The following is a 26,285-nucleotide window of genomic DNA, read 5'->3' on the forward strand; positions in this document are numbered from 1 at the left end:
AACAGAAGGTAATCATATGACACTAACTAAAGCAGAACTGGCCGATATTTTGGTGGATAAAGTCAGCAACGTCACCAAAAACGATGCCAAAGAAATTGTCGAACTCTTTTTTGAAGAAATCCGCAGCACTTTGGCAAGCGGCGAAGAAATCAAAATTTCCGGTTTCGGAAATTTCCAGTTGCGCGACAAGCCGCAACGCCCGGGCCGTAATCCGAAAACCGGCGAGGAAGTGCCGATTACCGCCCGCCGCGTGGTAACTTTCCATGCCAGCCAGAAACTCAAAGGCATGGTGGAACACTACTATGACAAACAACGTTGATTTGACGATTCCTGCAAAACGCTATTTCACGCTGGACGAGTTGTGCGGACTGTTGCAAATCAGCCCCTATGGTTTTGCGCAATGGCAGCATGATCACGGTGTGGTTGTCGGTTACGGCGGAGAACGCTACACCCGTTTGGATGTGGTGAAACTGTTGAAACTGAAGAGCACGTTTGCACCGTATGCAGAAGGTGCGGAATCGGGTTCGGACGGCAACCGTCCGGTTACGCTTCAGGAAATCGGAGACGGTCTGAAAGACCTGTTGGAGGATTTGGATAAGGAGTTGTGCTGATTTGAGACCGGTTGCAGGTATGCAGCCGGTTTTGTTTTACACGCTAAAAATAATTATTGCGTGATTTCACATTGTTTCGGCTTGAAGCACATGGTTTTGTAATCATTTACAGGCAGCTCGCTTGGAATCCTGTTCGGGCGGTTTGCTGTTTACTTAAATATAAGGATGACGGTCAATGAGATTTTTCGGTATCGGTTTTTTGGTGCTGCTGTTTTTGGAAATTATGTCGATTGTGTGGGTTGCCGATTGGCTGGGCGGCGGTTGGACGCTGTTTCTAATGGCGGCAACCTTTGCCGCCGGTGTGCTGATGCTCAGGCATACGGGGCTGTCCGGTCTTTTATTGGCTGGCGCGGCGGTAAAAAGTAGTGGGAAGGTATCTGTTTATCAGATGTTGTGGCCTATCCGTTATACGGTGGCGGCGGTGTGTCTGATGAGTCCGGGATTCGTATCCTCGGTGTTGGCGGTATTGCTGCTGCTGCCGTTTAAGGGAGGGGCAGTGTTGCAGGCAGGAGGTGCGGAAAATTTTTTCAACATGAACCAATCGGGCAGAAAAGAGGGATTTTTCCACGATGACGATATTATCGAGGGAGAATATACGGTTGAAGAGCCTTACGGCGGCAATCGTTCCCGAAACGCCATCGAACACAAAAAAGACGAATAAATATGAATGGAATGCCGTCTGAAGGTTCAGACGGCATTTTTCCGGTTTGAAAATATAGTGGATTAACAAAAACCAGTACGGCAAGGCGAGGCAACGCCGTACTGGTTTTTGTTAATCCACTATAAATTTAATCCACTATAAAATAGGGCTGTAACCTTCAATCGGAATTTGTTGCCTGCGGGATATACGGTATGAGTGTTTGGGATATATGGGACAGGATGGTGGAAATCTATCATAAGTATAAGAAGCCGTGCCTGGTTTTAGCAGTGGATTTTGTGATGGGTATGGTATTCATAGAGCCGAATGAGGAGCCGTGCATCGGCAGATGCTATGCGCCTATGCCGGAGTCCCCTGATTTTGCCAACGCTGTTGCGATGGCTGTTGCTATGATCTGTATCGTATTTATCTATGATTGATTGAAGCGTTGGGCGGAGGCTGTGTGAAACGGTATTGGGCGTTGGGTCGTCTGATTCCAATCAGGCTTGAGGAATGCGAAACGGTGTGCGCTTATGTTGCGGACGATTTGTTTCGCGGTTTTTCGCCCGAAACGGATGGAAAGGTGTGGGAAGCGGTCTGTCGGAGTAGAATACGCTTTTTGCGTTTGAATGCAGTAATAAGAAAAGAGAGAAACTTATGCCGTCTGAACATCAACACACATCATCATTACTTAATTTCGACCGTACCCATCTGCTCCATCCCTATACTTCCATGACCGATCCGCTTCCCGTTTATCCTGTCAAACGTGCAGAAGGGGTGTTTATCGAATTGGCGGACGGCACGCGGCTGATTGACGGGATGTCGTCTTGGTGGTGTGCGATACACGGTTACAATCATCCCGTTTTGAATCAGGCGGTTGAGAATCAGATGAAACAAATGGCGCACGTGATGTTCGGCGGCCTGACGCACGAGCCGGCGGTGGAGCTGGGCAAGTTGTTGGTCGGGATTTTGCCGCAGGGGCTGGACCGTATTTTTTATGCGGATTCGGGTTCGGTTTCGGTAGAAGTCGCGTTGAAAATGGCGGTGCAATACCAGCAGGCGCGGGGTCTGACGGCGAAGCAGAATATTGCGACGGTACGGCGCGGGTATCACGGCGATACTTGGAACGCGATGTCCGTTTGTGATCCGGAAACGGGGATGCACCATATTTTCGGCAGCGCGTTGCCGCAGCGTTATTTTGTCGATAATCCGAAAAACCGTTTCGACGATGAATGGGACGGGGCGGATTTGCAGCCTGTCCGCGCCTTGTTTGAAGCGCATCATGTGGATATTGCCGCCTTTATTTTAGAACCGGTCGTGCAAGGCGCGGGCGGCATGTATTTTTATCATCCGCAGTATCTTCGCGGCTTGCGCGATTTGTGCGACGAATTTGATATCGTGTTGATTTTTGACGAAATCGCCACCGGATTCGGGCGCACGGGCAAGATGTTTGCCTGCGAACACGCGGAGGTCGTGCCGGATATTATGTGTATCGGCAAGGGTTTGAGCGGCGGCTATATGACGCTGGCGGCGGCAATCACTTCGCAAAAAGTTACCGAAACGATTTCACGCGGCGAAGCGGGCGTGTTTATGCACGGCCCGACATTTATGGCGAACCCGCTGGCGTGTGCCGTTGCCTGTGCTTCGGTCAAGCTGCTTTTATCCCAAGACTGGCAGGCAAATATCCGCCGTATCGAAAGCATCTTAAAAGGCCGTCTGAAAGCCGCGTGGGACATTCGCGGCGTGAAAGACGTGCGCGTTTTGGGTGCTATCGGCGTGATAGAGTTGGAAAAAGGCGTGGATATGGCGCGTTTTCAAGCGGATTGTGTGGCGCAGGGCATTTGGGTACGCCCGTTCGGCAGGCTGGTGTATCTGATGCCGCCCTATATCATTTCAGACGGCATTTTGACCAAACTTGCCGATAAAACCGTGCAAATCTTGAAGGAACACAGCAAATGAAAGGCGTTTACTTCGTCAGCGGTATAGACACGGACATCGGCAAAACCGTCGCCACCGGTATGTTGGCAAAACAATTGTTGCAGCAGGGCAAAAGCGTGATTACGCAAAAGCCCGTGCAAACCGGTTGCCAAGACATCGCCGAAGACATCGCCGTCCACCGTAAAATCATGGGCATACCCATGCAGGAAGCTGATGAACAGCGTCTGACTATGCCTGAAATCTTCAGCCATCCCGCCTCGCCCCACCTTGCCGCCCGACTGGACGGCAGGGGTTTGGACTTGGACAAAATCCGCACCGCCACACAAGAATTGGCGGCGCAGTACGAAGTCGTTTTGGTCGAAGGCGCGGGCGGGTTGATGGTACCACTGACGGAAAAGCTGTTAACCATTGATCATATTCAGCAACAGGCTTATCCCGTCATCCTTGTTACCAGCGGACGGCTGGGAAGCATTAATCACACCCTGCTCAGTTTCGTCGTGCTCAAACAATACGGCATTCGCCTGCACAGCCTCGTGTTTAACCACATCCACGACAGCCGCGACGCACACGTCGCCCAAGACAGCCTGAACTATCTGCAATGCCGTCTGAAAGCCGATTTTCCCGAAGCGGAATGGATGGAGTTGGCAAAAACAGGCGCGGTATAAAGATTGGGAAAGATATGGAACACCTATTTGGGAAATGGCTGCCCGACTTGCCCGCCCCCGTTTCAGACGGCATCGACCTGCCGATGAGCCGGTTATTGAAAGCCCGGTCGCTGACCGCCGCATTGTGCGCCTTGCCGCATACATTTTCGGTGGAACTGCTGAAACTGGGCGAAGCGGAAACGGAATACGGACGGCGGAGGGTGCGCGATGTGCTTCTGAAACTGGACGGCACTGCTGTTGTGCAGGCACGAAGCGCGTGCAGCGTCGGTTCGGCGTTTTGGCAAAACATTTTGGACTGCGGCACACGCCCTTTGGGCGAGCGTCTGTTTCAAGCCGATTTGGAAGGGGCGCGTTCGGCGTTTGAGTTTGCCGTTTCCAGTGAAGGATGCGGACGGTACTTTGCCGCGCGGCGTTCTCGGTTTTCCCATCAAGGCGAGGAAATGCTGCTGACCGAGTATTTTCTGCCCGAACTGAAACGCTTTATCGGATAAAATACCGTTTTTTCAAGCTGTGCGGCAACCTGCATCTAAACCACATTTTAATATAAGAGACTCCAATTTAGATACAGGACATGTCGATGGTACTCACGGACACTATAATTTTTAGTAAGAAATATGAATATAATAGAAATAATAAGTAGGAATCGTTTTCTAAAACAAATATATCCTAGTGGCATAATGGATATTTCACTAGTCTCTTTTTCAACTGACTTGTCTAATTGTATTTTAACTATCCGAACAAGTACAAAGCCTTCTGTAGAAATCGAAAAATGGGGGCTGTGGCTAAAAGATTATGATACAGTTGAAATTGAATTAAGAAATAGCTTTATTAAAGGAATGAAATGTCAAAATTGGTCGCATAACAATAGAAATATATGCCAAGTAGAAATAAAGAACCAAGAAGATGGTCTAAAAATAATAAGATTTTACGACAATAATTCAAATTGGTTATTGGAACTAGAAGTTTATGGATTAGTTTTCCAAGGGTGTAAGACTTATATGAAAGAGGGTTATGAATCTTAAATCCCCTTTATTTTTACGACTGTCCGATCGTTTGGACGTTTATATCAGACTGATGAGGGCGGACAAGCCCATTGGGACGCTGCTTTTACTGTGGCCGACCTACTGGGCATTGTGGCTGGCTTCAGACGGCATTCCCGATTTGGCGGTATTGGCGGCGTTTACAATCGGCACGTTTTTAATGCGCAGTGCCGGCTGCGTCATCAACGACTTTGCCGACCGCGATTTTGACGGTGCTGTCGAGCGCACCAAAAACCGTCCGTTCGCACAGGGCAGGGTCAAGAAAAAAGAAGCCCTGCTGCTGACGGCATTTTTGTGTCTGCTTGCCGCATTGTGCCTGATTCCGCTGAATCATCTGACATGGCTGATGAGCCTGCCCGCGCTGTTCCTTGCGCTGACTTACCCGTTTACCAAACGCTTTTTTCCGATTCCCCAATTTTATCTGGGACTTGCCTTTTCCTTCGGCATCCCGATGGCGTTTGCCGCAGTGGGCAACAGCGTTCCCGTTGAAGCGTGGATACTCTTTGCCGCCAATGTTTTATGGACACTGGCTTACGATACCGTCTATGCAATGGCGGACAAAGAGGACGATTTGAAAATCGGCATCAAAACCTCCGCCGTCACGTTCGGGCGTTACGACATCGCCGCCGTTATGCTGTGTCATGGCGGCTTTACCCTGCTGATGGCAGTATTGGGTGCGGTTATCGGTGCGGCATGGGCATATTGGACGGCAATCCCCATCGTCCTGCTGCTGCAATACCGCCAATATGCCGCCATCAAAAGCCGCGTCCGGCAAATCTGTTTTGAAACGTTTTTGGCAAACAACAGAATCGGTTGGGTGTGGTTTGCCGCTATTTTTGCCCATACGTTTTTCGCGAAATAAGGCAGGGCAATGCCGTCTGAAGAACCGTAAACTGCTTTGGACGGCATTTCTATCTGTGCCGAAAAGCGTTAAAATATGTTTTTGAAACGCTGTGTTATGTCAGCCCGTGCCGTATGCGGGATTGAGGTTTGCCCCGGCAGTCGGTACAATCCTTCTGTTTTGCGATGTCTGAAAAGAGAAGCTTATGAGCCTTATCGGCGAAATTTTGCCTTTGTCCCATATTGTTTTGGATATGGAGGTGGGCAGTAAAAAAAGGCTGTTTGAGGAAGCGGGCCTGCTTTTGGAACGCGAATCCTCATTGTCCCATGCTGATGTTTTCGAATGTCTTTTTGCCCGTGAAAAACTCGGTTCGACCGGTTTGGGGCAGGGTGTCGCCATCCCCCACGGCCGCCACGCGAGCGTGAAGCAGGCGACGGGCGCGTTCATCCGTACGCGCGAACCCGTCGGATTCGACGCGCCTGACGGCAAACCGGTTTCACTGGTTTTTATCTTGCTGGTGCCGGAAAACGCAACGGGCGAGCATTTGGAAGTCTTATCCAAACTGGCCGGCAAGTTTTCCCAAAAAAGCATCAGAGAATCGCTGATGACGGTTGCTTCTGCGGAAGAAGCCCGCGCCATCCTGACCGAAGAATAAAATATGCCCAGTATCTCCGTCCGCCGCCTGTTTGACGACAACCAATACAAGTTGCAACTTGCCTGGGCCGCCGGCAATTCGGGTGCGGACAACCGTATCGGCGTAGAGGCGGACAAGCCCGTCCTCGCCCTGGTCGGACACCTGAATTTCATCCATCCCAACCAAATCCAAGTGGTCGGTTTGGCGGAGTCGGAATATCTGAACCGCCTCGAATCGGGGGAGACGGGTTATCAGTTCGGAGACCTGTTCGATATTTCCATGTCTTTGGTCATTGTGGCAAACGATTTGCCGGTTTCCCCGGGGCTGCGCGACTACTGCCACAAAAACGACATCCCCCTGTTGACTTCCAAACTCGAAAGCCCTTATCTGATGGATGTGTTGCGGATTTACCTGCAACGCACCTTGGCAGCATCGTCCGTCAAACACGGCGTATTTCTCGATGTGTTTGAAATCGGCGTGCTGATTACCGGACATTCTGGTTTGGGTAAGAGCGAATTGGCATTGGAACTGATTTCGCGCGGCCATAGCCTGATTGCCGACGATGCGGTCGAGCTGTTCCGCATCGGTCCGGAAACATTGGAAGGGCGTTGTTCGCCTATGCTGCGCGATTTTTTGGAAGTGCGCGGCTTGGGGATACTCAATATCCGCCATATTTTCGGCGAAACTTCCATCCGCCCCAAAAAAATCCTGCAACTCATTATCAATTTGGTCGAGGCGGACGACGAGTATATGAAGCAGCTCGACCGGTTGAGCATCCGCACCGAAACCGAATCCATCCTCAACGTCAACGTCCGTTCGGTTACGCTGCCCGTCGCCGTCGGACGCAACCTTGCCGTTTTGGTTGAGGCGGCGGTACGCAATTACATTTTGCAGTTGCGCGGCAAAGACAGTACGCGCGAATTTTTGGAACGCCATCAGACGCAACTTAAAGAAAACGAACAGAATCATGAAAATCGTCCTGATTAGCGGGCTTTCCGGCTCGGGCAAATCCGTTGCACTGCGCCAAATGGAAGATTTGGGCTATTTTTGCGTGGACAACCTGCCCTTGGAAATGCTGCCGTCGCTGGTGTCGTACCATATCGAACGTGCGGACGAAACCGAATTGGCGGTCAGCGTCGATGTGCGTTCCGGCATAGACATTGCCCAAGCGCGCGAGCAGATTGCCTATCTGCGCGGACTCGGACACAGGGTGGAAGTTTTGTTTGTCGAGGCGGAAGAGGCCGTGCTGGTCCGCCGCTTTTCCGAAACCCGGCGCGGACATCCTTTGAGCAATCAGGATATGACGCTGTTGGAAAGCCTGAAAAAAGAGCGCGAATGGCTGTTCCCGCTTAAGGAAATCGCCTACTGTATCGACACTTCCAAGATGAATGCCCAACAGCTCCGCCATGCAGTCCGGCAGTGGCTGAAGGTTGAGCGTACCGGACTGCTGGTGGTTTTGGAGTCCTTCGGGTTCAAATACGGTGTGCCGAACAACGCCGATTTTATGTTCGATATGCGCAGTCTGCCCAACCCGTATTACGATCCCGAGTTGAGGCCTTACACCGGTATGGACAAGCCCGTTTGGGATTATTTGGACGGACAGCCGTTGGCGCAGGAAATGGTTGACGGCATCGAAAGGTTTGTTACGCGTTGGTTGCCGCGTTTGGAGGATGAAAGCAGGAGCTACGTTACCGTCGCCATCGGCTGTACCGGCGGGCAGCATCGTTCGGTCTATATTGTCGAAAAACTCGCCCGAAGGTTGAAAGGGCGTTATGAATTGCTGATACGGCACAGGCAGGCGCAAAACCTGTCGGGCCGCTAATCCCGTCAAACCATTATGCCGTCTGAAACCCCGTCCGCCGTTTCAGACGGCATTTCAAATATTGAGAAGAAAGAACAGACATGGCAATCCAATGGTTTCCCGGCCATATGAACAAGGCAAGAAAAGCCATCGCCGAGCGTGCCAAAAGCGTTGATATGGTGATTGAAATGCTGGACGCGCGTATGCCCGCCTCCAGCGAAAATCCACTGTTGGCGCAGCTTTCCAAAGGTAAGCCCAAACTCAAAATTTTAAACAAGCAAGACCTTGCCGACCCTGAACGCACAAAGGTCTGGCTTGACCACTACAACAGCCGCCCCGACACCCGGGCCATCGCCCTCGATTCCTCCGAAACCGGCGCACACGGCAAAATCACCCAAGCCTGCCGCGCGATGATTCCCCACCGGCAAGGCATAGACAAACCCCTGCGCGTTTTGATTTGCGGCATTCCCAACGTCGGCAAATCCACCCTCATCAATGGAATGATAGGCAAAAAATCCGCCAAAACCGGCAACGAACCCGGCATTACCAAAGCCGAACAACGCCTTTTCCTTGCCGACGACTTCTGGCTGTACGACACCCCGGGAATGCTGTGGCCGAAAATCATCGTCGAAGAAAGCGGCTACAACCTCGCCGCCGGCGGCGCAGTCGGACGCAACGCATTGGACGAAGAAGAAGTCGCCCTCGAACTTTTAGACTACCTCCGCCGCCACTACCTCCCTATGCTGCAAGAACGCTACCAAGCCGACAAAGACCCCAGCAGCCACTGGGACGACAACTCGTGGCTCGAATGGATAGCCAAAAAACGCGGCGCAGTCCTCAGCGGCGGACGGGTCAACTACCAAAAAGCCGCCGAAAACATCCTCACGGACTTCCGCGAAGGCAAAATCGGCAGAATCACCCTTGAAACACCGAACCAATGGGAAACTTGGCTTAAAAAAGCACGTCAGAAAGAAGCCGAACTCAAAGCCATTCGCGAAGCCAGAAAAGCAGAGCGCAAAGGGCAGAAGCCTTCGGAAGCATAAAGAATGCCGTCTGAAAAATATTTTTCAGGCAGCTTCTCTCTACTCCAACCGATTTCAGACGGCATATCCAAACCCATGCCGTTTCAGCACGGATACCCGTATGACCGACAAAATTTCTCCCGACGCGCTGATTGAAGCCGCACTGCTGACCCAAACCGAACCGCTGACCGAAAAATCTATGCGCGAACTGTGTGTGCCGCCGTTGTCGCAAGACAAACTGATTGATGTGTTGGCGCAGTTGAAAACGCGTTGGCAGGATAGGGCGTTGCAACTGGTGCATACGCAGGAGGGCTGGCGTTTTCAGATTGTTCAGACGGCATTCGAGCGGCTGGGCAGCCTGCAAGAACAGCGTGCGCCGCGCTACTCCCGCGCCGTGATGGAAACACTGGCGATTATCGCCTACCAGCAGCCCGTAACGCGCGGCGACATCGAAGGTATACGCGGCGTGGCGGTGTCGCAGAACGTGATGCAGACCTTGCAGGATCGGGGGTGGATTGAAGTCATCGGACATCGGGACACATTGGGAAAACCCGCATTGTGGGCAACAACGGCAACTTTTCTCAGCGATTTGCGCTTGGACGGTTTGGAAGAACTGCCGCCGCTGACCGAACTGGGCGAACTGGTTTTGCCCGATTTGATAGAAATGCCGCCTACGGATGAAGAAGAGCCGGAAACCGTACCGTCCGATACCCTGCCCAACTGAAATTCCAAATGCCGTCTGAAACGCACATTGCTTCAGACGGCATTGCAACAAATAAGCAGATAAAAACAAACACTAAGCAAAATTAAGGAAAAACTTATTTTTAATTTAAAAAATCTTAGATATAATTCGTATATCTAAAGTTGATATTGCTTTTGTCGGTAGAATTGCTAAGGAATCCTCACAATGCTTCTAACACTTTCTTTGCGTGATTTTGTCATTGTCGAAAATCTGAATCTGGATTTTCAAAGCGGTTTTACCGTTTTGACCGGCGAGACCGGCGCGGGCAAGTCCATTACTTTGGATGCGATTGGTCTGCTGTTGGGCGATAAGGCCGATTACAGCCAAGTCCGCAGCGGCGCAAAAGAAGCGCAGTTGTCGGCATTGTTCGATATTTCCCATTTGCCTGCTTTAAAAGCAGAATTGCGTGAACAAGGGCTGTTGGATGAGGGCGGGGAAGAACTCAGTATCCGCCGCATTATCGATGCCAAAGGCAAAAGCCGCAGTTTTATCAACAATCAGGCGGCTACCTTGGCGCAACTCAAAGCCGTCGGCGGGCAGCTTATCGACATCCACGGGCAAAACGACCATCATTCGCTTAATCAGGAAGCTGCCCAGCGCGAATTGTTGGACGCATTTGTGGGCGGCAGGGTGCAGGCGGAAACCGTCAGGCAGCTTTATCAAAACTGGGCCAATGCGAAAAAAGCCCTCCAAGAGGCGCAGGAACACGCCGATGCCGTCATTATCGAGCGGGAGCGTCTGGAATGGCAGTTTAACGAACTGAATCAGTTGGACATTAAACAAGGCGAATGGGAAGCTCTCAGCCAAAGCCACGACAGCCTTGCCCATTCTGCCGAATTGTTGCAGGCCGCCGAAGAAGTCGGAAGCAAGATTGACGGCGACAACGGCATCCAACGCCATATCTATCAATGTCAAAAACTATTGGCCAATCTGCAAAACATCGAGCCGCGCTTTGCCGAGAGCCTGAATATGTTGGCAAGCATCGAGGCCGAATTGGGCGAAATCAGTGCCAATATGCGCGATGTGGCAGGACACAGTGACATCAACCCCAATGAATTGGCGGCACAGGAACAGCGTATGGGTGAACTGATGGGGATGGCGCGGAAATACCGGATTGAACCCGAAGAGTTGCCTGCCAAGTTGGCAGAAATCGAAGAACGCCTGCAAAGTCTTCAAGCTGCCGCTGATTTGGACGCGCTCGAGCATAATGTTGCCCACAATTTTGCCGAATATCAGGAAGCTGCCCACATCCTTTCTGCCATGCGCCATCAGGCGGCAGGGCGTTTGAGTAGCGAAACGACCGAGCATATGCAACACCTTGCCATGAAAGGCGCGCGTTTCGACATCGTCCTGTTGCCTTCGTCGCCGACGGCACACGGTTTGGAGCAGGTTCAATTTCAAGTTGCCGCTAACAAAGGCAATCCGCCCCGCCCGCTGAACAAAGTCGCCTCCGGCGGCGAATTGGCGCGTATCAGCCTTGCCTTACAGGTTGTTGCCAGCCAATATACCCAAGTTCCCACCCTGATTTTTGATGAGGTCGATACCGGTATTGGAGGGGGAGTGGCTGAAATGGTCGGCAAGGCATTACGTGCGTTGGGCAGAAAACATCAGGTGCTTGCCGTTACCCATCTTCCGCAAGTCGCATCCTGCGGAGAAAACCACTGGCGGGTGCGCAAGCACAGCGAGGGAGAGCAAACCGTCAGCGAAATCAGTATATTGGATGAAATACAACGGATCGAAGAGGTTGCCCGTATGTTGGGCGGAGAAGTTATTACCGATACGACGCGGCAACATGCGGCAGAATTGCTGCAACTTGCGTCGAAAAATAGTTTATTTTAAAATCAATCAGTTATAAAAATAACTGAAAATAGAAGTCTAAAATAATAGACAGGACTCAGATAAATCCGTATTATCACGCTTTCTTAATCACTTGAACAAGTGATTGTGCCGCACCCGTAGCTCAGTTGGATAGAGTATCTGGCTACGAACCAGAGGGTCGGGCGTTCGAATCGCTCCGGGTGCGCCAGTAAGAAAATACAATATGCGCCCATCGTCTAGCGGTTAGGACATCGCCCTTTCACGGCGGTAACCGGGGTTCGATTCCCCGTGGGCGTGCCAATTCAAAATGCCTCCGATTATATCGGAGGCATTTCTCATTTCTCATTTCTCATTTCTCATTTCTCATTTCTCATTTCTCATTTCTCATACTATTGAGTCCTCGAGAAGGGAAATAAAAATTAACATCCTTATATATTGAGTTCCTGAGAAGGGAAGATTAACAAAAATTAACGCCCTTTGCTTCATACAAGTAACAGGGCTTTTTCATCCCTTCCTTATCTAACAGGGGGTACAGAAACCGAAGCGGCTGGCAGGGTTAAGGAAGTCTTCGAATGTTACGGAAAATTCATCTTGGACAGCAAAGGCAATTTGTTAGGCATTCCTTACTCCTTATTTTGGGAAGAAAACGTTATGGGTGTTTTCGATATTTTACCGTGAGGATTGGTATGTTTATTTGAATATGATTTTTTGTGGTCGGGACGGCATGCGGCAAAGGCTTAAGGAATCAGGTTCTGCCTTCTGACGATGGCGCGGATGACGGTGCGGTTGGGGTGTAGGGCGTGGCGCAGGCGTTGTGAAAAGAGATGGGGCAAGCCTAGGATTTCGGCGGCAACGGCGGCGGCGCAGATGGGGGCGGTGGCAAGCCCGCGTGTGCCGTGGGCGGTATTGGTGTAGGCATTGGGCAGATATGGGCATGTGGTGTCGATGCGGTAGTTTTTGTCCAGTGCAAGTTTGGCGTAAGTCTGCCGCATGGCGGCAATGTCGCCGAGTGCGCCGACGACGGGGAGGTGGTCGGGGCTGTCGCAGCGTATGGCGGCGTGCCCTTGGTGTTTTTGGGGGTTTGGGTTGGCGGCAAACAATGATTCGGCAAGGGCGGGGTTAAGGTGTGCCAATGCTTGGCGGTTTGAGGCTTCTTCGGCTTCGTTCCATCCGGTATTGCTGCTGTTGGGAATAAAACTCGCGCCGTAGCAGTGCAGTCCGTGCCACGACGGGCTGATGTAGCTTTCGCCTGAAACGGCGCAACGCAGTTGTTCGGAAAACGGGGTGGACGGTGTGAGGCCGGTTTGTCCGCGTATTTGCCTGAGGGGTAGGGCGGCGAGGTTGGTTTCGGGCAGGCAGGGGCTGTGCGCGCCGGTGCAGTAGATGATGTGTGTGGCGGTAAATGTGCCGTTTGGCGTGCTTGCAATCCACTTTTCTCCGTCGTGGGAAATGCCGGTTAACGTTGTGTTTTCATATAGTTCGATCAGCGGATGGCTGAGGAGGGTGCGGACGAATGCGGGCGGATTGAGCCATACGCCGTGTTGCCAGTAGAGTCCGCATAATGGTTCGGCGTAGGGCGTGTTCAGCGGGATGCCGGCGATTTTTTCGGCTTCTGCAGACGTGATGCTGCGGTAGAGGTGGTTATGGTGTTTTTGCAAACCCAATTCGTGATTGCGTTGTTGTTCGGTGCGGCTGTAATTGAGGTGGATGATGCCGTTGCCGCCCCAAGTGTCGGAGTCGGGCAGGATGTGTCCGAGCAGGCGTTTGGTGTAGCCGTAGCCGGCAAGCAGCAGTTCGGTCTGTCCGGTGTCGTGCGGCGAGATTTTGGCGTAAAGCAGCCCTTGCCGGTTGCCGCTGGCGGCTTGAGCGGCTTTTCGGGCTTCCAATACGGTAACGGAAATGCCGTGTGATGCTAAGGCGTGGGCGGTCGATGCGCCGGCAATGCCTGCACCGATGACGAGGACGTGTTCCGGTTTTTTCCGTTCGGATGTTTGTGGAAGTGCAAACCAGGGTTTGTCGGACTTGCTTTCGGTTTGCGGGATGGCTTCGGTCTGCCAGGAAATGTGGTGGAAGTGTTCGTGCAGGCGGCGGGTGCGTGAAGGGGGAACCAGCCAGAAGCGGACATCGGGCAGGATGTGTTCGATGAGGTTGATGCTGTCGAACTGGAGGCACTGGGTTGCCTGATCCAAACGGTGCTTCAGACGGCATTCCGAGTCCGAAGCATCTTGTGCGGTTTGAAAATCGGGAATCTGATTATCGGGGAGGCAGACAATCAGGTTGAGCGGGTGTGCGTGTTTGCGGATGGTTTGGTCGAGTGTGCGGATGTCGGGAATGCCGTCCCATACGAGATTGTCCATATCAATGCCGTCTGAAGTGTGGGTTTGAATATCGGTATCGGGATAAAGCTGTTAAAATACGCGCCGTTTAAAGGCACGCGTACGCCTGCCGGATATTGTATGCCGAACCGAGGTGTTTTTTGAATAATATTCCTGTTGAAATCCGTTTGTTGAAAAACCGTGCCGTGTTGGTTTTGACTTATGGGGACGAACCTAAAAATCTGCCTGCCGAATTTTTACGCGTCTATTCGCCGAGTGCGGAAGTGCGCGGACACGGCGTGGGACAGGATGTTTTGCAGACCGGTAAGGCGGATGTGCAGATTACGGATTTGCAGCCTGTCGGACAGTATGCGCTGAAAATCAGTTTTTCGGACGGGCACGACAGCGGTCTTTACGATTGGGCGTATCTGCACAGACTGGCATACGGATACGATGCGATGTGGCAGGAATATTTGGACAAATTGGCGGCGGCGGGCGCGTCGCGTTTTGAAAAGCAATCAGATTGTTAAGTTTGGGATGCCGTAGGGCGGTATCAGGGAGGTGGTTAGAATATGGGCGGACAAAAAACGCATTTCGGGTTCAGCACGGTCAACGAAGATGAGAAAGCCGGAAAAGTGGCGGAAGTGTTTCACTCCGTCGCCAAAAACTACGACATTATGAATGATGTGATGTCGGCAGGGCTGCACCGCGTATGGAAGCATTTTACCATCCATACGGCGCACCTGAAAAAAGGAGATAAAGTGTTGGACATTGCGGGCGGTACGGGCGATTTGTCGCGCGGTTGGGCGAAACGGGTCGGCAAGGAAGGCGAGGTTTGGCTGACCGATATTAATTCTTCTATGCTGACCGTCGGGCGCGACCGTCTGTTGAACGAAGGCATGATTTTACCCGTGTCGCTTGCCGATGCGGAAAAACTGCCTTTCCCCGACAATTATTTCAACTTGGTCTCCGTGGCGTTCGGCTTGCGGAACATGACGTATAAAGATGCCGCGCTTAAGGAAATGTACCGTGTTTTGAAACCGGGCGGTACGTTGCTGGTGTTGGAGTTTTCCAAAATCTACAAGCCGCTCGAAGGCGCATACGATTTTTATTCTTTCAAGCTGTTGCCGGTGATGGGCAGGCTGATTGCCAAAGATGCGGACAGCTACCAGTATCTCGCCGAATCCATCCGTATGCACCCCGATCAGGAAACTTTGAAACAGATGATGCTGGATGCAGGCTTCGACAGCGTGGATTATCACAATATGAGTGCGGGCATCGTCGCGCTGCATAAGGGCGTGAAATTTTAAACGGACTGCCTGTGAAGCCAATGCCGTCTGAACACGTTTCAGACGGCATTTTTGTATTTTTTGAGACAAAGGTTTTAAATCTTAAAAATTAATTCATATATTTATCAATAATTTATAAACTTTTTAAAAAATAGGAACAATTATCATTTGTAAAATTGGGAGATGTCTGTATAATGCAGCCAATCCAGTAAACAACGCAGCAGACGAAAGGAGGGAAAAATGCCGGAAAGTATTTTCAAACAGATTTCCTCCGATATTTTGAGGCTGCACCGTGATTCTGTTTATTCCCTGCTCGCAACCTCGGGTTGCAACTGTCAGGTGCATGAAGCGGCATATGTCAATATTGACGGCAAATATTATATTGCGCTTTCGTGCGAACCCGAGGTGGGGGAAGTTGAAACAGGTATTTTGCTGATTGAAGATGAAAGCCGCAACCTTCGTTTGAGCTGGGTCGGTAGTGCGAGGGAGCTCGACCGCAAGGATAATGCCTACAAACGCGCCCTGTCCGCGTTGTCCAGAAAGCTGGGGCGGTGTAAGGACAAGCTGCATACGGCGGTTCAGCCGTTTTTGTTGGAGCTGGTGCCGGAGAAAGGCAGATTTTCTGTCGGTGATGAAGAAGTTTGGATTTCTCGAAACGATTTAGTGAGGGCCTTATATCCTGTCGGGTACAGTATGCGGCAGGCAGTGTTGCAGATTTAAAGTTTTGGTAGTGGTTTGTGTTCCTTTTGCGCCCCTTTCTCAAGGGGCGATTTTTTTTGCACGCGTGTTGGCGGCAAAGGAAAAATGCCGTCTGAAACCGGTGTTCGGACGGCATCCGCGTGCGGAATTACCTGTCCGGTAAAAGACGGATGCCTTGATTGCCCAGCCGTTTTGACAATTCGACAACCTTTCCGTATTTTCCCAAAATAAAATCAGGGAGGATTTCTGCCAAAGGGCGTATGACGAAACTGCGTTCGTGCGCGCGCGGATGCGGCAGGGTAAGGCGGGGGTCGTCGCTGGAGATGCCGTCAAAGTCGATAATGTCCAAATCCAATGTGCGCGGTGCATTGCGGAAACTGCGTTCGCGTCCGAAATCGGCTTCGATACGGTTGAGTTCGGCAAGCAGGGCAATGCCGTCCAAGGTGGTGGAAACGGTGCAGACGGCATTGATGAAATCGGGCTGATTGTCGTAACCGACGGGTGCGGTCATATACAGTGAGGAAGCCTGTTCAAGCCGGATGTCAGGATGGGACGAGAGCGCGTCTAATGCGCCGCGTATTTGTTGTGCGGGGTTGTCAAGGTTGCTGCCCAAGGCGATGACGGCAAAATGTCTGTTGTTCATGGCAGTGTTTCAGAATGGCAGGACTTTGGTTTTGGCAAGGTAAACGATGCAGGCGATGCAACACATAGCGAGCAGGTAAACGGTGTAGAACTTGGTCGAACGCGGACGGGCGCGCATCATTACCATGCCCAGTGCGATGTAGGCGAACAGGAGCAGGATTTTTGTGCCGAGCCAAGGCGCGTTGAACGGGGAGAAATGGGTAATCTTCATCAGCCACAATCCCGTAAACAGCAGCATCGTGTCGTTGAGGTGGGGCAGTGCTTTCCAAAAGCCGACCAAGGGCTTTTCTGGATTTTTCCAAAGTAGGAAAAAACGGATGTTGAATACCAAAATGGTGATGGTAACGAAGATTTGATGGCTGTATTTGACAATCAGATACTGCATGGTCGGCTCGTATCAAAATAAGGGTTAGAATCGGCTTATTTTACCGCAAACAGTTATTTTTGACGCAGTTTTTCAAATGCCAAAAGATAGGGTGGGCTATTCTTCCGGTTGGTAAAGCCGTAACGTAAAACGGCAAACTGTTCTTGAGGCAGGTTTTTTGCCCATTGTCCGACGGCTTCTGCCTCCTGTTTGCCGTTTTCGTGTCCCGGATAGAGGACGGCAATAAGCATACCGTCTTCTTTCAGCAGGGAGAGGGTTGCTCAAAGGGCGGGAATGCTGGTTTCCTTGTCGGTGGTCAGATTCTTGTCGCCTCCGGGCAACCAGCCGAAATTGAAAACGGCTGCATCCAGCGGCTCCGGAATATATTGCTTCAGGTTTTCATGTCCGTCCAAGATGAGCCGTACATTGCTGTAACCTGCTTCCTGCAGACGGCATCGGGTGTTGTTCAGGGCTTGCGGCTGGATGTCGAATGCCCACACTTTCCCCCTGTTGCCTGCGGTTTGTGCGAGGAAAAGGGTGTCGTGTCCGTTGCCGGCGGTGCCGTCCAGCGCATTGCCGCCTTCGGGAAGTGCCTCCCGCAAAAGGCAATGGGCGAATGGAAGGATGTTTTTCAATAATATTTTTAAATGCCGCCTGAAAATAAAAATACCTTACCGTTGTCCGGTAAGGTATTGAAAGATATGACACGTCATGCTTCGTGCGGATTATTCGGCAGGCTGCTGGACGGTTTCCACTTGGACAAGGGTCGAAGCCGGTGCGGCTTGGGGTTTGTTTTCATGTTGGAGGTTGACGGAGCGAGCCGGTACGATGGTGGAAATGGCGTGTTTGTAAACCATTTGGGTTACGGAAGTGTTTCTCAGAAGAACGACGTATTGGTCGAAAGATTCGACCTGACCTTGCAATTTGATACCGTTAACTAAGTAAATCGAAACCGGAACATGCTCTTTACGCAATGCGTTCAGGAAGGGATCTTGCAACATTTGTCCTTTAGCTGTCATATTTTTTAACTCCGCTATTATGATTGTGAAATCGGGCAGATGCCCTGTGCGTGTCGAATTGTAGCCTGGAATAGGAAAAATTACCAATTTTTTTGTGTTTGGGCGGTTTTCCGCCGGGCATTTGTATGTCAGGAGCGTTGCTGCAGCATCCACGATTCGATTTTGCGGGCGTCGTTGACGCGTGTGGCGGATGTGGGCGAGTTCAGCAATACGATGGTAACGGGTTGGTTTTGAATGTTGGCTTTGACAACCATAGACCTGCCTGCCTCGCGGATGTAGCCGGTTTTCTGCAATTCGATGTTCCACATGCCTTCCCTGACCAGGGCATTGGAGTTTTTATAGTTTTGCTGCCCGTTTTTGGTTTGTACCGAGGCGTAGTTGGAAGTCGAGTTGGTGCGGATTTGCGGATATTGGGCGGCGGCGTTGACCATGAGGCTCAGGTCTTTGGCGGTGGAAACGTTTTGGAAGTTGAGTCCGGTCGGTTCGTAAAAGCGGCTGCCGTACATGCCCAGGCTTTGGGCTTTGCGGTTCATGGCGGCGACAAATGCGCCCATGCCGCCGGGGTAGGTTCTGCCCAATGCATGGGTGGCGCGGTTTTCGCTGCTCATCAGGCTAAGGTGCAGCAGTTCTTTACGTGTAAGTGCCGTACCTATGGCAAGACGGCTGCCGGTCCCTTTGAGGCGGTCGATTTCGTCGGGTGTGATGGTAACGGTTTCGTTCATGTCCAAGTTTGCATCCAAAACGACCATCGCGCTCATGAGCTTGGAAATGGAGGCAATGGGCATAATCCTGTCGGCGTTTTTCTGATACAGTATTTGCCCTGTTTTGTTGTTGACGACCAGTGCGGATTGGGAGGACAGAATCAGCCCGCCCGTAATGGCCTGGGTATCGGCGGGATATATCGTGCTTTCGGCGAATATTTCTATCGGATCGGAGGAGGTAAGCATGTTCTGTTCTAAAAATTGCCCTAAAATGTCGTTGTCGGCAAAAAGGTGGGCTGACGGCAGGGAAAGGCAGAGGCCGAGCAGCAGCGATGAGGGCAGGCGTTTCAGGGTGCGGATGGACATTTTTGGTTCCGTATTTTTGAGTATTGGCGTTATTTTGTTGAAAAAACAGCCATCTGTAAAGTATGTCGTCTGACAGGAGACTGCCCGTAGGCGGGCGGTCTTGTTGTGTTTTTGGAGTTGGGTTTTATAACATTCTGTTTTTAAATCGGAACATATTTTGTGGTTTGACATGGATATTTTTCATGCCGTCGTGTGTCGGTTTGGATGTTTCCGGCGGTTGAATCCTTGTCCTTTGGGGCGGTAGAATCGGGGTTGGTTTGGCAATTGCGGCGGTGCGTCTGCGTGCCGTTTTGAATAATGGGAATATCGGGAGTAGGACTATGGATATGAAATATGAATTTACCCTGCCTTCGAGCAGCGGTGCGGATTTTCATTCGGCAGAACATCTGCCTTTGGTCGTGTATTTTTATCCGAAAGACAGTACGCCGGGCTGTACGACGGAAGGCTTGGATTTTAATGCGCGTTTGGAACAGTTTGAGGCATTGGGTTATACCGTGGTCGGTATTTCCCGCGACGGCGTAAAGGCGCATCAGAATTTTTGCGCCAAGCAGGGTTTCCGGTTCGAGCTGTTGAGCGACAAGGATGAAACGGTGTGCCGCCTGTTTGATGTCATCAAATTGAAAAAACTGTATGGGAAAGAGTCGTTAGGCATCGAGCGCAGTACGTTCGTTCTGAACAAGGACGGCGAAATTGTCCGGGAGTGGCGGAAAGTCAAAGTGGCGGGTCATGCACAGGAAGTGTTGGAAACGCTTTCCCGATGATGTGAACCATGCCGTCTGAAGAAGATTCAGACGGCATTGGTTTGGAACGCTATGGAAAACGGTTTGATTGACAGGCTGCTGGAAACTTTGTGGTTGGATCGGCGGCTCAGTCGGAATACTTTGGACAGCTACCGGCGGGATTTGGAAAAGATCGCCCGCCGGCTGTCTTTGTGCGGCAGAACGCTGAAGGATGCGGACGAAGCAGATTTGGCGGCGGCGGTTTATGTTGACGGGGAGCAACGGGGTTCGCAGGCACGCGCACTGTCGGCGTGCAAACGCCTGTATGTGTGGATGGAACGGGAAGGGATGAGGGCGGACAATCCCACCCGCCTGCTGAAACCGCCAAAAATCGACAGAAACATCCCGACACTGATTACAGAACAGCAGATTTCCCGACTGCTTGCCGCACCGGATACCGACACGCCGCACGGTTTGCGGGATAAGGCCCTGCTCGAATTGATGTACGCGACCGGCTTGCGCGTCAGCGAGGCGGTCGGGCTGAATTTCGGCAATGTGGATTTGGACAGGGGTTGTATTACCACGCTGGGCAAGGGCGACAAGCAGAGGATGGTCCCGATGGGACAGGAGTCAGCGTATTGGGTGGAACGCTATTATACGGAGGCACGCCCGCTTCTGCTGAAAGGCAGGAGTTGCGACGCATTGTTTGTCAGTCAGAAAAAAACGGGCATTTCCCGGCAGTTGGCGTGGATGATTGTCAAAGAATATGCCGGCAGGGCAGGCATCGGGCACATCAGCCCGCACAGCCTGCGCCACGCCTTTGCCACGCATCTGGTGCGGCACGGATTGGATTTGCGCGTAGTTCAGGATATGTTGGGACACGCCGATTTGAACACGACTCAGATTTATACCCATGTTGCCAATGTGCGGCTGCATAGCGTGGTTAAGGAACACCATTCCCGAAACTGAGGCTTCTGCTTCGGTTTAATAAGAAATCAATCGAAAATGCAAACTTGATAAAAAATTACCAAGACAAACCGTGTATGCCGACCTTGCAATGCGAACCGTTTTTATTTATATTTGCGTACGATAATAAAAGTCGCTATCGGTACGATAGTTTGAGAACACACGGAGCACAAAATGTTTGTCTGCATCTGCAATGCCGTTACCGACCATCAAATCAAGGAAACCATCGCTGCCGGCGCGACCACAATGGGCGATTTGCAGTCGCAATTGGGCGTGGCGAGCTGCTGCGGCTGCTGCGGGGAGTTTGCCGCTTCGTTTCTGACGGCGCACAACGCGCAACCGACGGTTACGGCGGGTATCAACGTTCAAGCGTAAAACGGTTTTGGAAATGCCGTCTGAACTGTTCAGACGGCATTTTTGCTGTTTTTGGCAGGACTTGAGTATCATCTTCCTCGAAGACATTGTTTTTTCCCAAATAGACCATGATTCTGCTGCGTCTAAGGCTTTGGCGTGTGCAAATTGACAGATAAGGAAACGCGGATGAAATTGACCTTGATGTTTCGTGAATATTGCAGCTTGTGCCACAAAATGCGCGATGCACTCAAACCTTTTCAGGATGAATACGGGTTCGGGCTGGAAGTGGTCGATGTGGATGAAAATCCTGTTTTGGAAGAAAAATACAATGAGCTGATTCCCGTTTTGTTGGCGGGAGATGAGGAAATTTGCCACTGGTTTTTGGATGAGGACAGGTTGAAACAGTTTCTCGAACGGTAAAAAATGCCGTCTGAAGCAGGACTTCAGACGGCATTTTTTTCAAATCAACGTTCTTTACGTTTTTGTGGGGCTGATGACCTGCCGGTAAAGGAAGCACGTTTGGATGCCTGGTAAATTGCCAATCTTCTACGGTGTTGCATATTGACCCTTTCTTTATTTTATTTGTCGGTTGGGAGAATTCTTAATTTATTGATTTTTTCAATAAAAATTAGAAAATTTATTGTGAGATGTCATTGTTGGCAATCATATCATGTTTTGCTGTTGATGGAAGCATGATTGTGTAAAGATGATATGTGTTTGTGTAATCAGTAGATTTTATAAGAAAACCGCCAAGGCGGTGCTTGGCGGAGGAAACGGAGGGGCGGGCGGCATCAGAGCAGCTTGGAAACGACCTGTGCAAGGGCTTTTTGCCAGTCTGACGGTTTGATGCCGAAGTCGTTTTCGATTTTGCGGCAGTCCAAAATGCTGTATGCGGGCCTGGGGGCGGCAGCCGCAGAGCCTTCATCCGAAACGGCTTTCAGTTCGGGAACGGGAAAAGAGGCATCCTGTTGCAATGCCGTCTGAAAGATGTGCCGGGCAAATTCGTACCAGGATACGGATTTGCCGCCGGCGTAGTGGTAAATGCCGCGAACGGGATTGGACTGCTGCAACAGGCGGATGATGGCGGCGGACAAGTCGCCGGCATAGGTCGGGCAGCCGATTTGGTTGTGGACGGCGGACAGCGGGGAACGTTCCCGCGCAAGGTTCAGCATCGTGCGGACAAAGTTGTCCCCGTATTCGCTAAACAGCCAAGAAGTCCGCAGGATAAGGCTGTCGGGATTGGCAGACAGTGCGAGCAGTTCGCCGGCGGTTTTGGATTGTCCGTATACATTGGAAGGGTTGGTAAAGTCGCTTTCCTGATAGGGTATTTTCCCTTTTCCGTCAAAGACATAGTCGGTTGAGATGTGGATGAATCGGGCATGGGCGCGATGTGCTGCCAAGGCAAGGTTGTAAACGGCGGAAGCATTGACGGCAAATGCCGCTGCCGCATCGCCTTCCGCTTTGTCGACGGCAGTATAGGCAGCCGTGTTGACAATAGCGTCGGGTTGGAAACTTTTGACCATGTTGCAGACGGCATCGGCATCGGTAATGTCTAGGGATGCGGAATCCGTCGCAATGGTTTCCCAGTCTTCAGGAAGACGGTCGCGCAGGCAGTGTGCCAGTTGGCTTTTCGAGCCTGTCAATAGGATTCTCATGAGGTATTTCCTTTGGTGAAAGTGTATTGTAGGACTTGCTGTCGGTATTATAGTGCCAAAACTTTGCCGACGGTTGACGGGTTGGCTTTTTGTGCCATGGGTATTGTTTTGCGCCGACTTCGGCTAGAATATCGGTTTGCGATTCAAACCTGTCGGGTCGGTATTTTCAAGATATTTTCAGGGGGGTGCGAAATGAGTGAGATTGGTTTGGTAAAGATTTATTCCGGAAAAGTGCGCGATTTATATGAAATCGACGATAAACGTATGCTGATGGTCGCTTCCGACCGCCTGTCCGCGTTTGATGTGATTTTGGACGCCCCGATTCCGGGTAAGGGCGAAATCCTGACGCAGATTTCCAATTTTTGGTTTAAAAAACTGGCGCATATTATGCCCAACCATTTCACCGGCGATACCGTGTACGATGTTTTGCCTGAAAACGAAGCCAAAGCTTTGGAAAAACGCGCCGTTGTAGCTAAAAAACTCACTCCGGTGAAAGTGGAGGCCATTGTGCGCGGTTATCTGGCAGGCAGCGGTTGGAAAGATTATCAAAAAACCGGCTCGGTTTGCGGTATTCGGCTGCCCGAAGGTATGCGGGAAGCGCAACAACTACCCGAAGTGATTTTTACGCCCTCAACTAAAGCCGCAGTCGGCGATCACGATGAAAACATCAGCTTTGAAGAATGCGGACGCATTATCGGTAAAGAATTGGCGGAAGAAGTGCGCGACAAAGCGGTTCGGCTTTACACCGAAGCGGCGGAATATGCCAAATCGCGCGGCATCATCATTTGCGATACCAAATTTGAATTCGGTTTGGATGAAGAAGGTACGCTGACGCTGATGGATGAGGTATTGACTCCCGATTCGAGCCGCTTCTGGCCGGCGGATCAATATGAAGTCGGCACCAATCCGCCGTCTTTTGACAAACAATTCGTCCGCGACTGGCTGGAACAAAGCGGTTGGAACAAAAAAGCCCCTGCGCCTAAAGTGCCTGCCGATGTAATTCGGAAAACGGTCGAGAAATATCAGGAAGCATTGACTTTACTGACACAAGATTGATTTTGAAGACTGAAGGCCGTCTGAAAAGGATATGTTTCAGACGGCCTTTTTATTGTATCAATACTGGATTTTAAGGATGGTTGCCTTTATAATCCGCAATTGCTTTCAGCGTCCGAAATGCCGTCTGAAAGCTTGTTTACAACCTGCCGCACGGTCTGAAACCCTAACTATGCACATTCGGATTTTAGTGTGCATTATTAGTGTTTTAGCAGTGCGGTATTTTGAAAGGAACAATGATGTTCAATAAATACGTTAAGACCTTCCAATACGGTAATCAAACCGTTACTTTGGAAACCGGCGAAATTGCCCGCCAAGCTGCCGCTGCCGTTAAAGTATCGATGGGCGACACTGTTGTTTTTGTTGCCGTTACCACCAACAAAGAGGTCAAAGAAGGTCAGGACTTCTTCCCGTTGGCCGTCGATTATTTGGAACGCACTTATGCCGCAGGCAAAATCCCCGGCGGCTTCTTCAAACGCGAAGGCAAACAAAGCGAAAAAGAAATCCTGACCAGCCGTCTGATCGACCGCCCGATTCGTCCGCTGTTCCCCGAAGGTTTCTACCACGACATCCAAATCGTAGCGATGGTTGTGTCCGTCGATCCCGAAATCGATTCCGACATTCCTGCAATGTTGGGCGCGTCCGCCGCGCTGGTGTTGAGCGGCGTACCGTTCGCCGGCCCGATTGGCGCGGCGCGCGTGGGTTATATAAACGGCGTGTACGTTTTGAACCCGACTAAAGCCGAGTTGGCGAAATCACAATTGGACTTGGTGGTCGCCGGTACTTCCAAAGCCGTGTTGATGGTGGAATCCGAAGCCAAAATCCTGCCCGAAGACGTGATGTTGGGCGCGGTGGTTTACGGCCACGATCAAATGCAGGTTGCCATCAATGCAATCAATGAATTTGCCGACGAAGTGAATCCGGAAGTTTGGGATTGGAAAGCACCTGAAACCAATGAAGAACTGGTTGCCAAAGTACGCGGGATTGCCGGCGAAACCATTAAAGAAGCGTTCAAAATCCGTCAAAAACAAGCGCGTTCCGCCAAATTGGACGAGGCTTGGAATGCGGTAAAAGAAGCCTTGATTACCGAAGAAACCGACACGCTGGCAGCCAACGAAATCAAAGGTATTTTCAAACGCTTGGAAGCCGATGTCGTCCGCAGCCAAATTTTGGACGGACAACCGCGCATCGACGGCCGCGACACCCGCACCGTCCGTCCGCTGAACATCCAAACCGGCGTATTGCCGCGCACGCACGGTTCCGCACTGTTTACCCGTGGCGAAACCCAAGCCCTTGCCGTAGCGACTTTGGGTACTTCGCGCGACGAACAAATCATCGACGCGTTGTCCGGCGAATATACCGACCGCTTTATGCTGCACTACAACTTTCCGCCGTACTCTACCGGCGAAGTGGGCCGCATGGGCGCGCCGAAACGCCGTGAAATCGGTCACGGCCGTTTAGCTAAACGTGCGTTGTTGGCCGTATTGCCGAAACCTGAAGATTTCAGCTACACCATGCGCGTGGTCTCCGAAATTACCGAATCCAACGGCTCTTCCTCTATGGCTTCTGTCTGCGGCGGCTGTTTGAGCCTGCTGTCTGCCGGCGTGCCTTTGAAAGCACACGTTGCCGGTATCGCGATGGGTCTGATTTTGGAAGGCAATAAGTTTGCCGTCCTGACCGACATTTTGGGCGACGAAGACCACTTGGGCGATATGGACTTTAAAGTGGCCGGTACGACCGAAGGCGTTACCGCGCTGCAAATGGACATCAAAATCCAAGGCATTACCAAAGAGATTATGCAAATTGCTTTGGCACAGGCCAAAGAAGCGCGTTTGCACATCTTGGATCAGATGAAAGCTGCCGTTGCGGGTCCGCAAGAGCTGTCCGCACACGCGCCGCGTTTGTTCACCATGAAAATCAGCCAAGACAAAATCCGTGATGTGATTGGTAAAGGCGGCGAAACCATTCGTTCGATTACCGCTGAAACCGGTACTGAAATCAATATCGCTGAAGACGGTACCATCACTATCGCTGCGACTACTCAAGAAGCGGGCGATGCAGCGAAAAAACGCATCGAAGAAATCACTGCCGAAGTGGAAGTGGGCAAAGTGTACGAAGGTACTGTGGTTAAAATCCTCGACAACAACGTCGGCGCGATTGTCAGCGTGATGCCGGGCAAAGACGGTTTGGTACACATCAGCCAAATCGCACACGAGCGCGTACGCAATGTCGGCGATTACCTGCAAGTCGGTCAGGTAGTGAACGTGAAAGCATTGGAAGTGGATGACAGAGGCCGTGTCCGTCTGTCCATCAAAGCCCTGCTGGATGCGCCTGTCCGTGAAGAAAATGCCGCCGAGTAACGCTTAGGGTGAAAATACCGTCTGAACAGGTTTC

At 51.3% G+C, this 26,285-nt stretch carries 32 protein-coding genes, 2 tRNA genes and 1 pseudogene; 28 read left to right on the top strand and 7 right to left on the bottom strand.

Translation table 11 applies throughout. The features are described from left to right. The first annotated feature begins 16 nt into the window (after positions 1–16). From DFR77_RS00290 to DFR77_RS00375, 18 genes are all read left to right on the top strand, one after another. Positions 17–319 (top strand): integration host factor subunit alpha, encoded by a 303-nt coding sequence (locus DFR77_RS00290; protein WP_003687686.1) that lies wholly within the window; start codon positions 17–19, stop codon positions 317–319. Continuing rightward, positions 303–611 carry a hypothetical protein gene (locus tag DFR77_RS00295; protein ID WP_003690777.1) on the top strand — a complete coding sequence of 103 codons (309 nt, stop codon included), beginning with the start codon at positions 303–305 and terminating at the stop codon, positions 609–611. The genes DFR77_RS00290 and DFR77_RS00295 overlap by 17 nt, the downstream gene beginning before the upstream one ends. A gap of 175 nt (positions 612–786) precedes the next feature. Further along, on the top strand, positions 787–1,272 hold the full coding sequence (locus DFR77_RS00300; RefSeq protein WP_003687689.1) for an FxsA family protein: 486 nt from the start codon (positions 787–789) through the stop codon (positions 1,270–1,272). A 191-nt stretch (positions 1,273–1,463) separates the two neighbouring features. Continuing rightward, positions 1,464–1,688, top strand: coding sequence for a hypothetical protein (locus DFR77_RS13915; RefSeq protein WP_003687691.1), 225 nt, complete (start codon positions 1,464–1,466; stop codon positions 1,686–1,688). A 217-nt stretch (positions 1,689–1,905) separates the two neighbouring features. Continuing rightward, positions 1,906–3,207 (top strand): adenosylmethionine--8-amino-7-oxononanoate transaminase, encoded by a 1,302-nt coding sequence (bioA, locus tag DFR77_RS00310; protein ID WP_003687694.1) that lies wholly within the window; start codon positions 1,906–1,908, stop codon positions 3,205–3,207. Continuing rightward, positions 3,204–3,851 carry a dethiobiotin synthase gene (bioD, locus tag DFR77_RS00315; protein ID WP_003690778.1) on the top strand — a complete coding sequence of 216 codons (648 nt, stop codon included), beginning with the start codon at positions 3,204–3,206 and terminating at the stop codon, positions 3,849–3,851. The genes bioA and bioD overlap by 4 nt, the downstream gene beginning before the upstream one ends. A 14-nt stretch (positions 3,852–3,865) precedes the next feature. After that, positions 3,866–4,342 carry a chorismate--pyruvate lyase family protein gene (locus tag DFR77_RS00320; RefSeq protein ID WP_010357240.1) on the top strand — a complete coding sequence of 159 codons (477 nt, stop codon included), beginning with the start codon at positions 3,866–3,868 and terminating at the stop codon, positions 4,340–4,342. Between the two features lie 19 nt (positions 4,343–4,361). Continuing rightward, positions 4,362–4,457 (top strand): HNH/endonuclease VII fold putative polymorphic toxin, encoded by a 96-nt coding sequence (locus DFR77_RS14605; protein WP_157147422.1) that lies wholly within the window; start codon positions 4,362–4,364, stop codon positions 4,455–4,457. An 8-nt stretch (positions 4,458–4,465) separates the two neighbouring features. Further along, a complete protein-coding gene (locus DFR77_RS00330; RefSeq protein WP_003687699.1) occupies positions 4,466–4,873 on the top strand; it encodes a hypothetical protein in 408 nt (135 codons plus the stop codon). Further along, positions 4,863–5,753, top strand: a complete 891-nt coding sequence (gene ubiA, locus DFR77_RS00335; protein WP_003687700.1) for a 4-hydroxybenzoate octaprenyltransferase — start codon at positions 4,863–4,865, stop codon at positions 5,751–5,753. The genes DFR77_RS00330 and ubiA overlap by 11 nt, the downstream gene beginning before the upstream one ends. A gap of 184 nt (positions 5,754–5,937) precedes the next feature. Further along, on the top strand, positions 5,938–6,387 hold the full coding sequence (gene ptsN / locus DFR77_RS00340; RefSeq protein ID WP_003687701.1) for a PTS IIA-like nitrogen regulatory protein PtsN: 450 nt from the start codon (positions 5,938–5,940) through the stop codon (positions 6,385–6,387). A gap of 3 nt (positions 6,388–6,390) precedes the next feature. Then, positions 6,391–7,353, top strand: coding sequence for an HPr(Ser) kinase/phosphatase (hprK, locus tag DFR77_RS00345; RefSeq protein WP_003687702.1), 963 nt, complete (start codon positions 6,391–6,393; stop codon positions 7,351–7,353). Then, positions 7,334–8,188: an RNase adapter RapZ gene (rapZ, locus tag DFR77_RS00350; RefSeq protein ID WP_003687703.1), complete on the top strand. Its 855-nt coding sequence runs from the start codon at positions 7,334–7,336 to the stop codon at positions 8,186–8,188. Before hprK ends, rapZ begins: the two co-directional genes overlap by 20 nt. An 80-nt stretch (positions 8,189–8,268) precedes the next feature. Continuing rightward, complete coding sequence (gene ylqF / locus DFR77_RS00355; protein ID WP_003687704.1) at positions 8,269–9,210, top strand: ribosome biogenesis GTPase YlqF; 942 nt, start codon at positions 8,269–8,271, stop codon at positions 9,208–9,210. A 100-nt stretch (positions 9,211–9,310) separates the two neighbouring features. Beyond that, the gene (gene scpB / locus DFR77_RS00360) at positions 9,311–9,913 is read left to right on the top strand and encodes an SMC-Scp complex subunit ScpB (protein WP_002235622.1); all 603 of its coding nucleotides are present in this window, start codon (positions 9,311–9,313) and stop codon (positions 9,911–9,913) included. A gap of 183 nt (positions 9,914–10,096) precedes the next feature. After that, positions 10,097–11,770 (top strand): DNA repair protein RecN, encoded by a 1,674-nt coding sequence (gene recN / locus DFR77_RS00365; RefSeq protein ID WP_003687706.1) that lies wholly within the window; start codon positions 10,097–10,099, stop codon positions 11,768–11,770. A gap of 110 nt (positions 11,771–11,880) precedes the next feature. After that, a tRNA-Arg gene (locus DFR77_RS00370) sits at positions 11,881–11,957 on the top strand. Between the two features lie 17 nt (positions 11,958–11,974). Continuing rightward, a tRNA-Glu gene (locus DFR77_RS00375) sits at positions 11,975–12,049 on the top strand. Positions 12,050–12,486: 437 nt separating this feature from the next. Here the strand turns inward: DFR77_RS00375 and mnmC1 are convergent. After that, positions 12,487–14,106 carry an FAD-dependent 5-carboxymethylaminomethyl-2-thiouridine(34) oxidoreductase MnmC1 gene (gene mnmC1 / locus DFR77_RS00385; RefSeq protein ID WP_003687708.1) on the bottom strand — a complete coding sequence of 540 codons (1,620 nt, stop codon included), beginning with the start codon at positions 14,104–14,106 and terminating at the stop codon, positions 12,487–12,489. A gap of 119 nt (positions 14,107–14,225) precedes the next feature. Between mnmC1 and DFR77_RS00390 the strand changes: the two genes are divergently transcribed. The 3 genes from DFR77_RS00390 to DFR77_RS00400 all read left to right on the top strand — a co-directional run bounded on the left by DFR77_RS00390 (position 14,226) and on the right by DFR77_RS00400 (position 16,073). Then, entirely contained in the window at positions 14,226–14,594 is a 369-nt protein-coding gene (locus DFR77_RS00390) for a gamma-butyrobetaine hydroxylase family protein (protein WP_003687709.1), read from the top strand. Between the two features lie 42 nt (positions 14,595–14,636). After that, the gene (gene ubiE, locus DFR77_RS00395) at positions 14,637–15,374 is read left to right on the top strand and encodes a bifunctional demethylmenaquinone methyltransferase/2-methoxy-6-polyprenyl-1,4-benzoquinol methylase UbiE (protein ID WP_003687710.1); all 738 of its coding nucleotides are present in this window, start codon (positions 14,637–14,639) and stop codon (positions 15,372–15,374) included. 219 nt (positions 15,375–15,593) lie between these two features. Continuing rightward, a complete protein-coding gene (locus DFR77_RS00400; RefSeq protein WP_003687711.1) occupies positions 15,594–16,073 on the top strand; it encodes an NGO0322 family iron-responsive protein in 480 nt (159 codons plus the stop codon). 127 nt (positions 16,074–16,200) lie between these two features. Here DFR77_RS00400 and folK read toward each other — a convergent pair whose 3' ends face one another. The 5 genes and pseudogenes from folK to DFR77_RS00425 form a co-directional block, all read right to left on the bottom strand. Next, the gene (folK, locus tag DFR77_RS00405) at positions 16,201–16,695 is read right to left on the bottom strand and encodes a 2-amino-4-hydroxy-6-hydroxymethyldihydropteridine diphosphokinase (protein WP_003687713.1); all 495 of its coding nucleotides are present in this window, start codon (positions 16,693–16,695) and stop codon (positions 16,201–16,203) included. Positions 16,696–16,704: 9 nt separating this feature from the next. Next, the gene (locus DFR77_RS00410; protein ID WP_003687714.1) at positions 16,705–17,079 is read right to left on the bottom strand and encodes a SirB2 family protein; all 375 of its coding nucleotides are present in this window, start codon (positions 17,077–17,079) and stop codon (positions 16,705–16,707) included. A 53-nt stretch (positions 17,080–17,132) separates the two neighbouring features. Continuing rightward, positions 17,133–17,699 (bottom strand): annotated as a pseudogene (gene mnmM, locus DFR77_RS00415) (tRNA 5-(aminomethyl)-2-thiouridylate-methyltransferase MnmM). An 84-nt stretch (positions 17,700–17,783) separates the two neighbouring features. After that, entirely contained in the window at positions 17,784–18,077 is a 294-nt protein-coding gene (hfq, locus tag DFR77_RS00420) for an RNA chaperone Hfq (protein ID WP_003687717.1), read from the bottom strand. Positions 18,078–18,205: 128 nt separating this feature from the next. Further along, on the bottom strand, positions 18,206–19,144 hold the full coding sequence (locus tag DFR77_RS00425; RefSeq protein WP_003687718.1) for a serine hydrolase: 939 nt from the start codon (positions 19,142–19,144) through the stop codon (positions 18,206–18,208). A gap of 320 nt (positions 19,145–19,464) precedes the next feature. On the opposite strand from DFR77_RS00425, the gene DFR77_RS00435 reads away from it, so the two are divergent. The 5 genes from DFR77_RS00435 to DFR77_RS00450 all read left to right on the top strand — a co-directional run bounded on the left by DFR77_RS00435 (position 19,465) and on the right by DFR77_RS00450 (position 21,603). Further along, positions 19,465–19,905, top strand: a complete 441-nt coding sequence (locus tag DFR77_RS00435; RefSeq protein ID WP_010357251.1) for a peroxiredoxin — start codon at positions 19,465–19,467, stop codon at positions 19,903–19,905. 51 nt (positions 19,906–19,956) lie between these two features. Next, a complete protein-coding gene (gene xerD / locus DFR77_RS00440; protein ID WP_003687721.1) occupies positions 19,957–20,832 on the top strand; it encodes a site-specific tyrosine recombinase XerD in 876 nt (291 codons plus the stop codon). Between the two features lie 171 nt (positions 20,833–21,003). Continuing rightward, a complete protein-coding gene (locus DFR77_RS00445; protein WP_003687722.1) occupies positions 21,004–21,204 on the top strand; it encodes a (2Fe-2S)-binding protein in 201 nt (66 codons plus the stop codon). Positions 21,205–21,217: 13 nt separating this feature from the next. Further along, positions 21,218–21,352, top strand: coding sequence for a hypothetical protein (locus DFR77_RS14335; protein WP_255294322.1), 135 nt, complete (start codon positions 21,218–21,220; stop codon positions 21,350–21,352). Positions 21,353–21,369: 17 nt separating this feature from the next. Next, the gene (locus DFR77_RS00450; protein WP_003687723.1) at positions 21,370–21,603 is read left to right on the top strand and encodes a glutaredoxin family protein; all 234 of its coding nucleotides are present in this window, start codon (positions 21,370–21,372) and stop codon (positions 21,601–21,603) included. Between the two features lie 371 nt (positions 21,604–21,974). On the opposite strand, the gene rfbD is transcribed toward DFR77_RS00450, so the two are convergent. Continuing rightward, positions 21,975–22,838: a dTDP-4-dehydrorhamnose reductase gene (rfbD, locus tag DFR77_RS00460; protein ID WP_003692740.1), complete on the bottom strand. Its 864-nt coding sequence runs from the start codon at positions 22,836–22,838 to the stop codon at positions 21,975–21,977. Positions 22,839–23,030: 192 nt separating this feature from the next. On the opposite strand from rfbD, the gene DFR77_RS00465 reads away from it, so the two are divergent. Beyond that, positions 23,031–23,894: a phosphoribosylaminoimidazolesuccinocarboxamide synthase gene (locus DFR77_RS00465; protein WP_020996787.1), complete on the top strand. Its 864-nt coding sequence runs from the start codon at positions 23,031–23,033 to the stop codon at positions 23,892–23,894. Positions 23,895–24,127: 233 nt separating this feature from the next. Further along, on the top strand, positions 24,128–26,251 hold the full coding sequence (gene pnp, locus DFR77_RS00475) for a polyribonucleotide nucleotidyltransferase (protein ID WP_003690787.1): 2,124 nt from the start codon (positions 24,128–24,130) through the stop codon (positions 26,249–26,251). The last annotated feature ends 34 nt before the right edge of the window (positions 26,252–26,285 follow it).

This window comes from Neisseria gonorrhoeae (assembly GCF_003315235.1).
Lineage (GTDB): Bacteria > Pseudomonadota > Gammaproteobacteria > Burkholderiales > Neisseriaceae > Neisseria > Neisseria gonorrhoeae.

Coding starts and splice junctions, on each gene's coding strand:
- DFR77_RS00290 (WP_003687686.1), top strand. CDS start 17: ATGACACTAACTAAAGCAGAACTGGCCGATATTTTGGTGGATAAAGTC.
- DFR77_RS00295 (WP_003690777.1), top strand. CDS start 303: ATGACAAACAACGTTGATTTGACGATTCCTGCAAAACGCTATTTCACG.
- DFR77_RS00300 (WP_003687689.1), top strand. CDS start 787: ATGAGATTTTTCGGTATCGGTTTTTTGGTGCTGCTGTTTTTGGAAATT.
- DFR77_RS13915 (WP_003687691.1), top strand. CDS start 1,464: ATGAGTGTTTGGGATATATGGGACAGGATGGTGGAAATCTATCATAAG.
- bioA (WP_003687694.1), top strand. CDS start 1,906: ATGCCGTCTGAACATCAACACACATCATCATTACTTAATTTCGACCGT.
- bioD (WP_003690778.1), top strand. CDS start 3,204: ATGAAAGGCGTTTACTTCGTCAGCGGTATAGACACGGACATCGGCAAA.
- DFR77_RS00320 (WP_010357240.1), top strand. CDS start 3,866: ATGGAACACCTATTTGGGAAATGGCTGCCCGACTTGCCCGCCCCCGTT.
- DFR77_RS00330 (WP_003687699.1), top strand. CDS start 4,466: ATGAATATAATAGAAATAATAAGTAGGAATCGTTTTCTAAAACAAATA.
- ubiA (WP_003687700.1), top strand. CDS start 4,863: ATGAATCTTAAATCCCCTTTATTTTTACGACTGTCCGATCGTTTGGAC.
- ptsN (WP_003687701.1), top strand. CDS start 5,938: ATGAGCCTTATCGGCGAAATTTTGCCTTTGTCCCATATTGTTTTGGAT.
- hprK (WP_003687702.1), top strand. CDS start 6,391: ATGCCCAGTATCTCCGTCCGCCGCCTGTTTGACGACAACCAATACAAG.
- rapZ (WP_003687703.1), top strand. CDS start 7,334: ATGAAAATCGTCCTGATTAGCGGGCTTTCCGGCTCGGGCAAATCCGTT.
- ylqF (WP_003687704.1), top strand. CDS start 8,269: ATGGCAATCCAATGGTTTCCCGGCCATATGAACAAGGCAAGAAAAGCC.
- scpB (WP_002235622.1), top strand. CDS start 9,311: ATGACCGACAAAATTTCTCCCGACGCGCTGATTGAAGCCGCACTGCTG.
- recN (WP_003687706.1), top strand. CDS start 10,097: ATGCTTCTAACACTTTCTTTGCGTGATTTTGTCATTGTCGAAAATCTG.
- mnmC1 (WP_003687708.1), bottom strand. CDS start 14,106: ATGGACAATCTCGTATGGGACGGCATTCCCGACATCCGCACACTCGAC.
- ubiE (WP_003687710.1), top strand. CDS start 14,637: ATGGGCGGACAAAAAACGCATTTCGGGTTCAGCACGGTCAACGAAGAT.
- DFR77_RS00400 (WP_003687711.1), top strand. CDS start 15,594: ATGCCGGAAAGTATTTTCAAACAGATTTCCTCCGATATTTTGAGGCTG.
- folK (WP_003687713.1), bottom strand. CDS start 16,695: ATGAACAACAGACATTTTGCCGTCATCGCCTTGGGCAGCAACCTTGAC.
- DFR77_RS00410 (WP_003687714.1), bottom strand. CDS start 17,079: ATGCAGTATCTGATTGTCAAATACAGCCATCAAATCTTCGTTACCATC.
- hfq (WP_003687717.1), bottom strand. CDS start 18,077: ATGACAGCTAAAGGACAAATGTTGCAAGATCCCTTCCTGAACGCATTG.
- DFR77_RS00425 (WP_003687718.1), bottom strand. CDS start 19,144: ATGTCCATCCGCACCCTGAAACGCCTGCCCTCATCGCTGCTGCTCGGC.
- DFR77_RS00435 (WP_010357251.1), top strand. CDS start 19,465: ATGGATATGAAATATGAATTTACCCTGCCTTCGAGCAGCGGTGCGGAT.
- xerD (WP_003687721.1), top strand. CDS start 19,957: ATGGAAAACGGTTTGATTGACAGGCTGCTGGAAACTTTGTGGTTGGAT.
- DFR77_RS00445 (WP_003687722.1), top strand. CDS start 21,004: ATGTTTGTCTGCATCTGCAATGCCGTTACCGACCATCAAATCAAGGAA.
- DFR77_RS14335 (WP_255294322.1), top strand. CDS start 21,218: ATGCCGTCTGAACTGTTCAGACGGCATTTTTGCTGTTTTTGGCAGGAC.
- DFR77_RS00450 (WP_003687723.1), top strand. CDS start 21,370: ATGAAATTGACCTTGATGTTTCGTGAATATTGCAGCTTGTGCCACAAA.
- rfbD (WP_003692740.1), bottom strand. CDS start 22,838: ATGAGAATCCTATTGACAGGCTCGAAAAGCCAACTGGCACACTGCCTG.
- DFR77_RS00465 (WP_020996787.1), top strand. CDS start 23,031: ATGAGTGAGATTGGTTTGGTAAAGATTTATTCCGGAAAAGTGCGCGAT.
- pnp (WP_003690787.1), top strand. CDS start 24,128: ATGATGTTCAATAAATACGTTAAGACCTTCCAATACGGTAATCAAACC.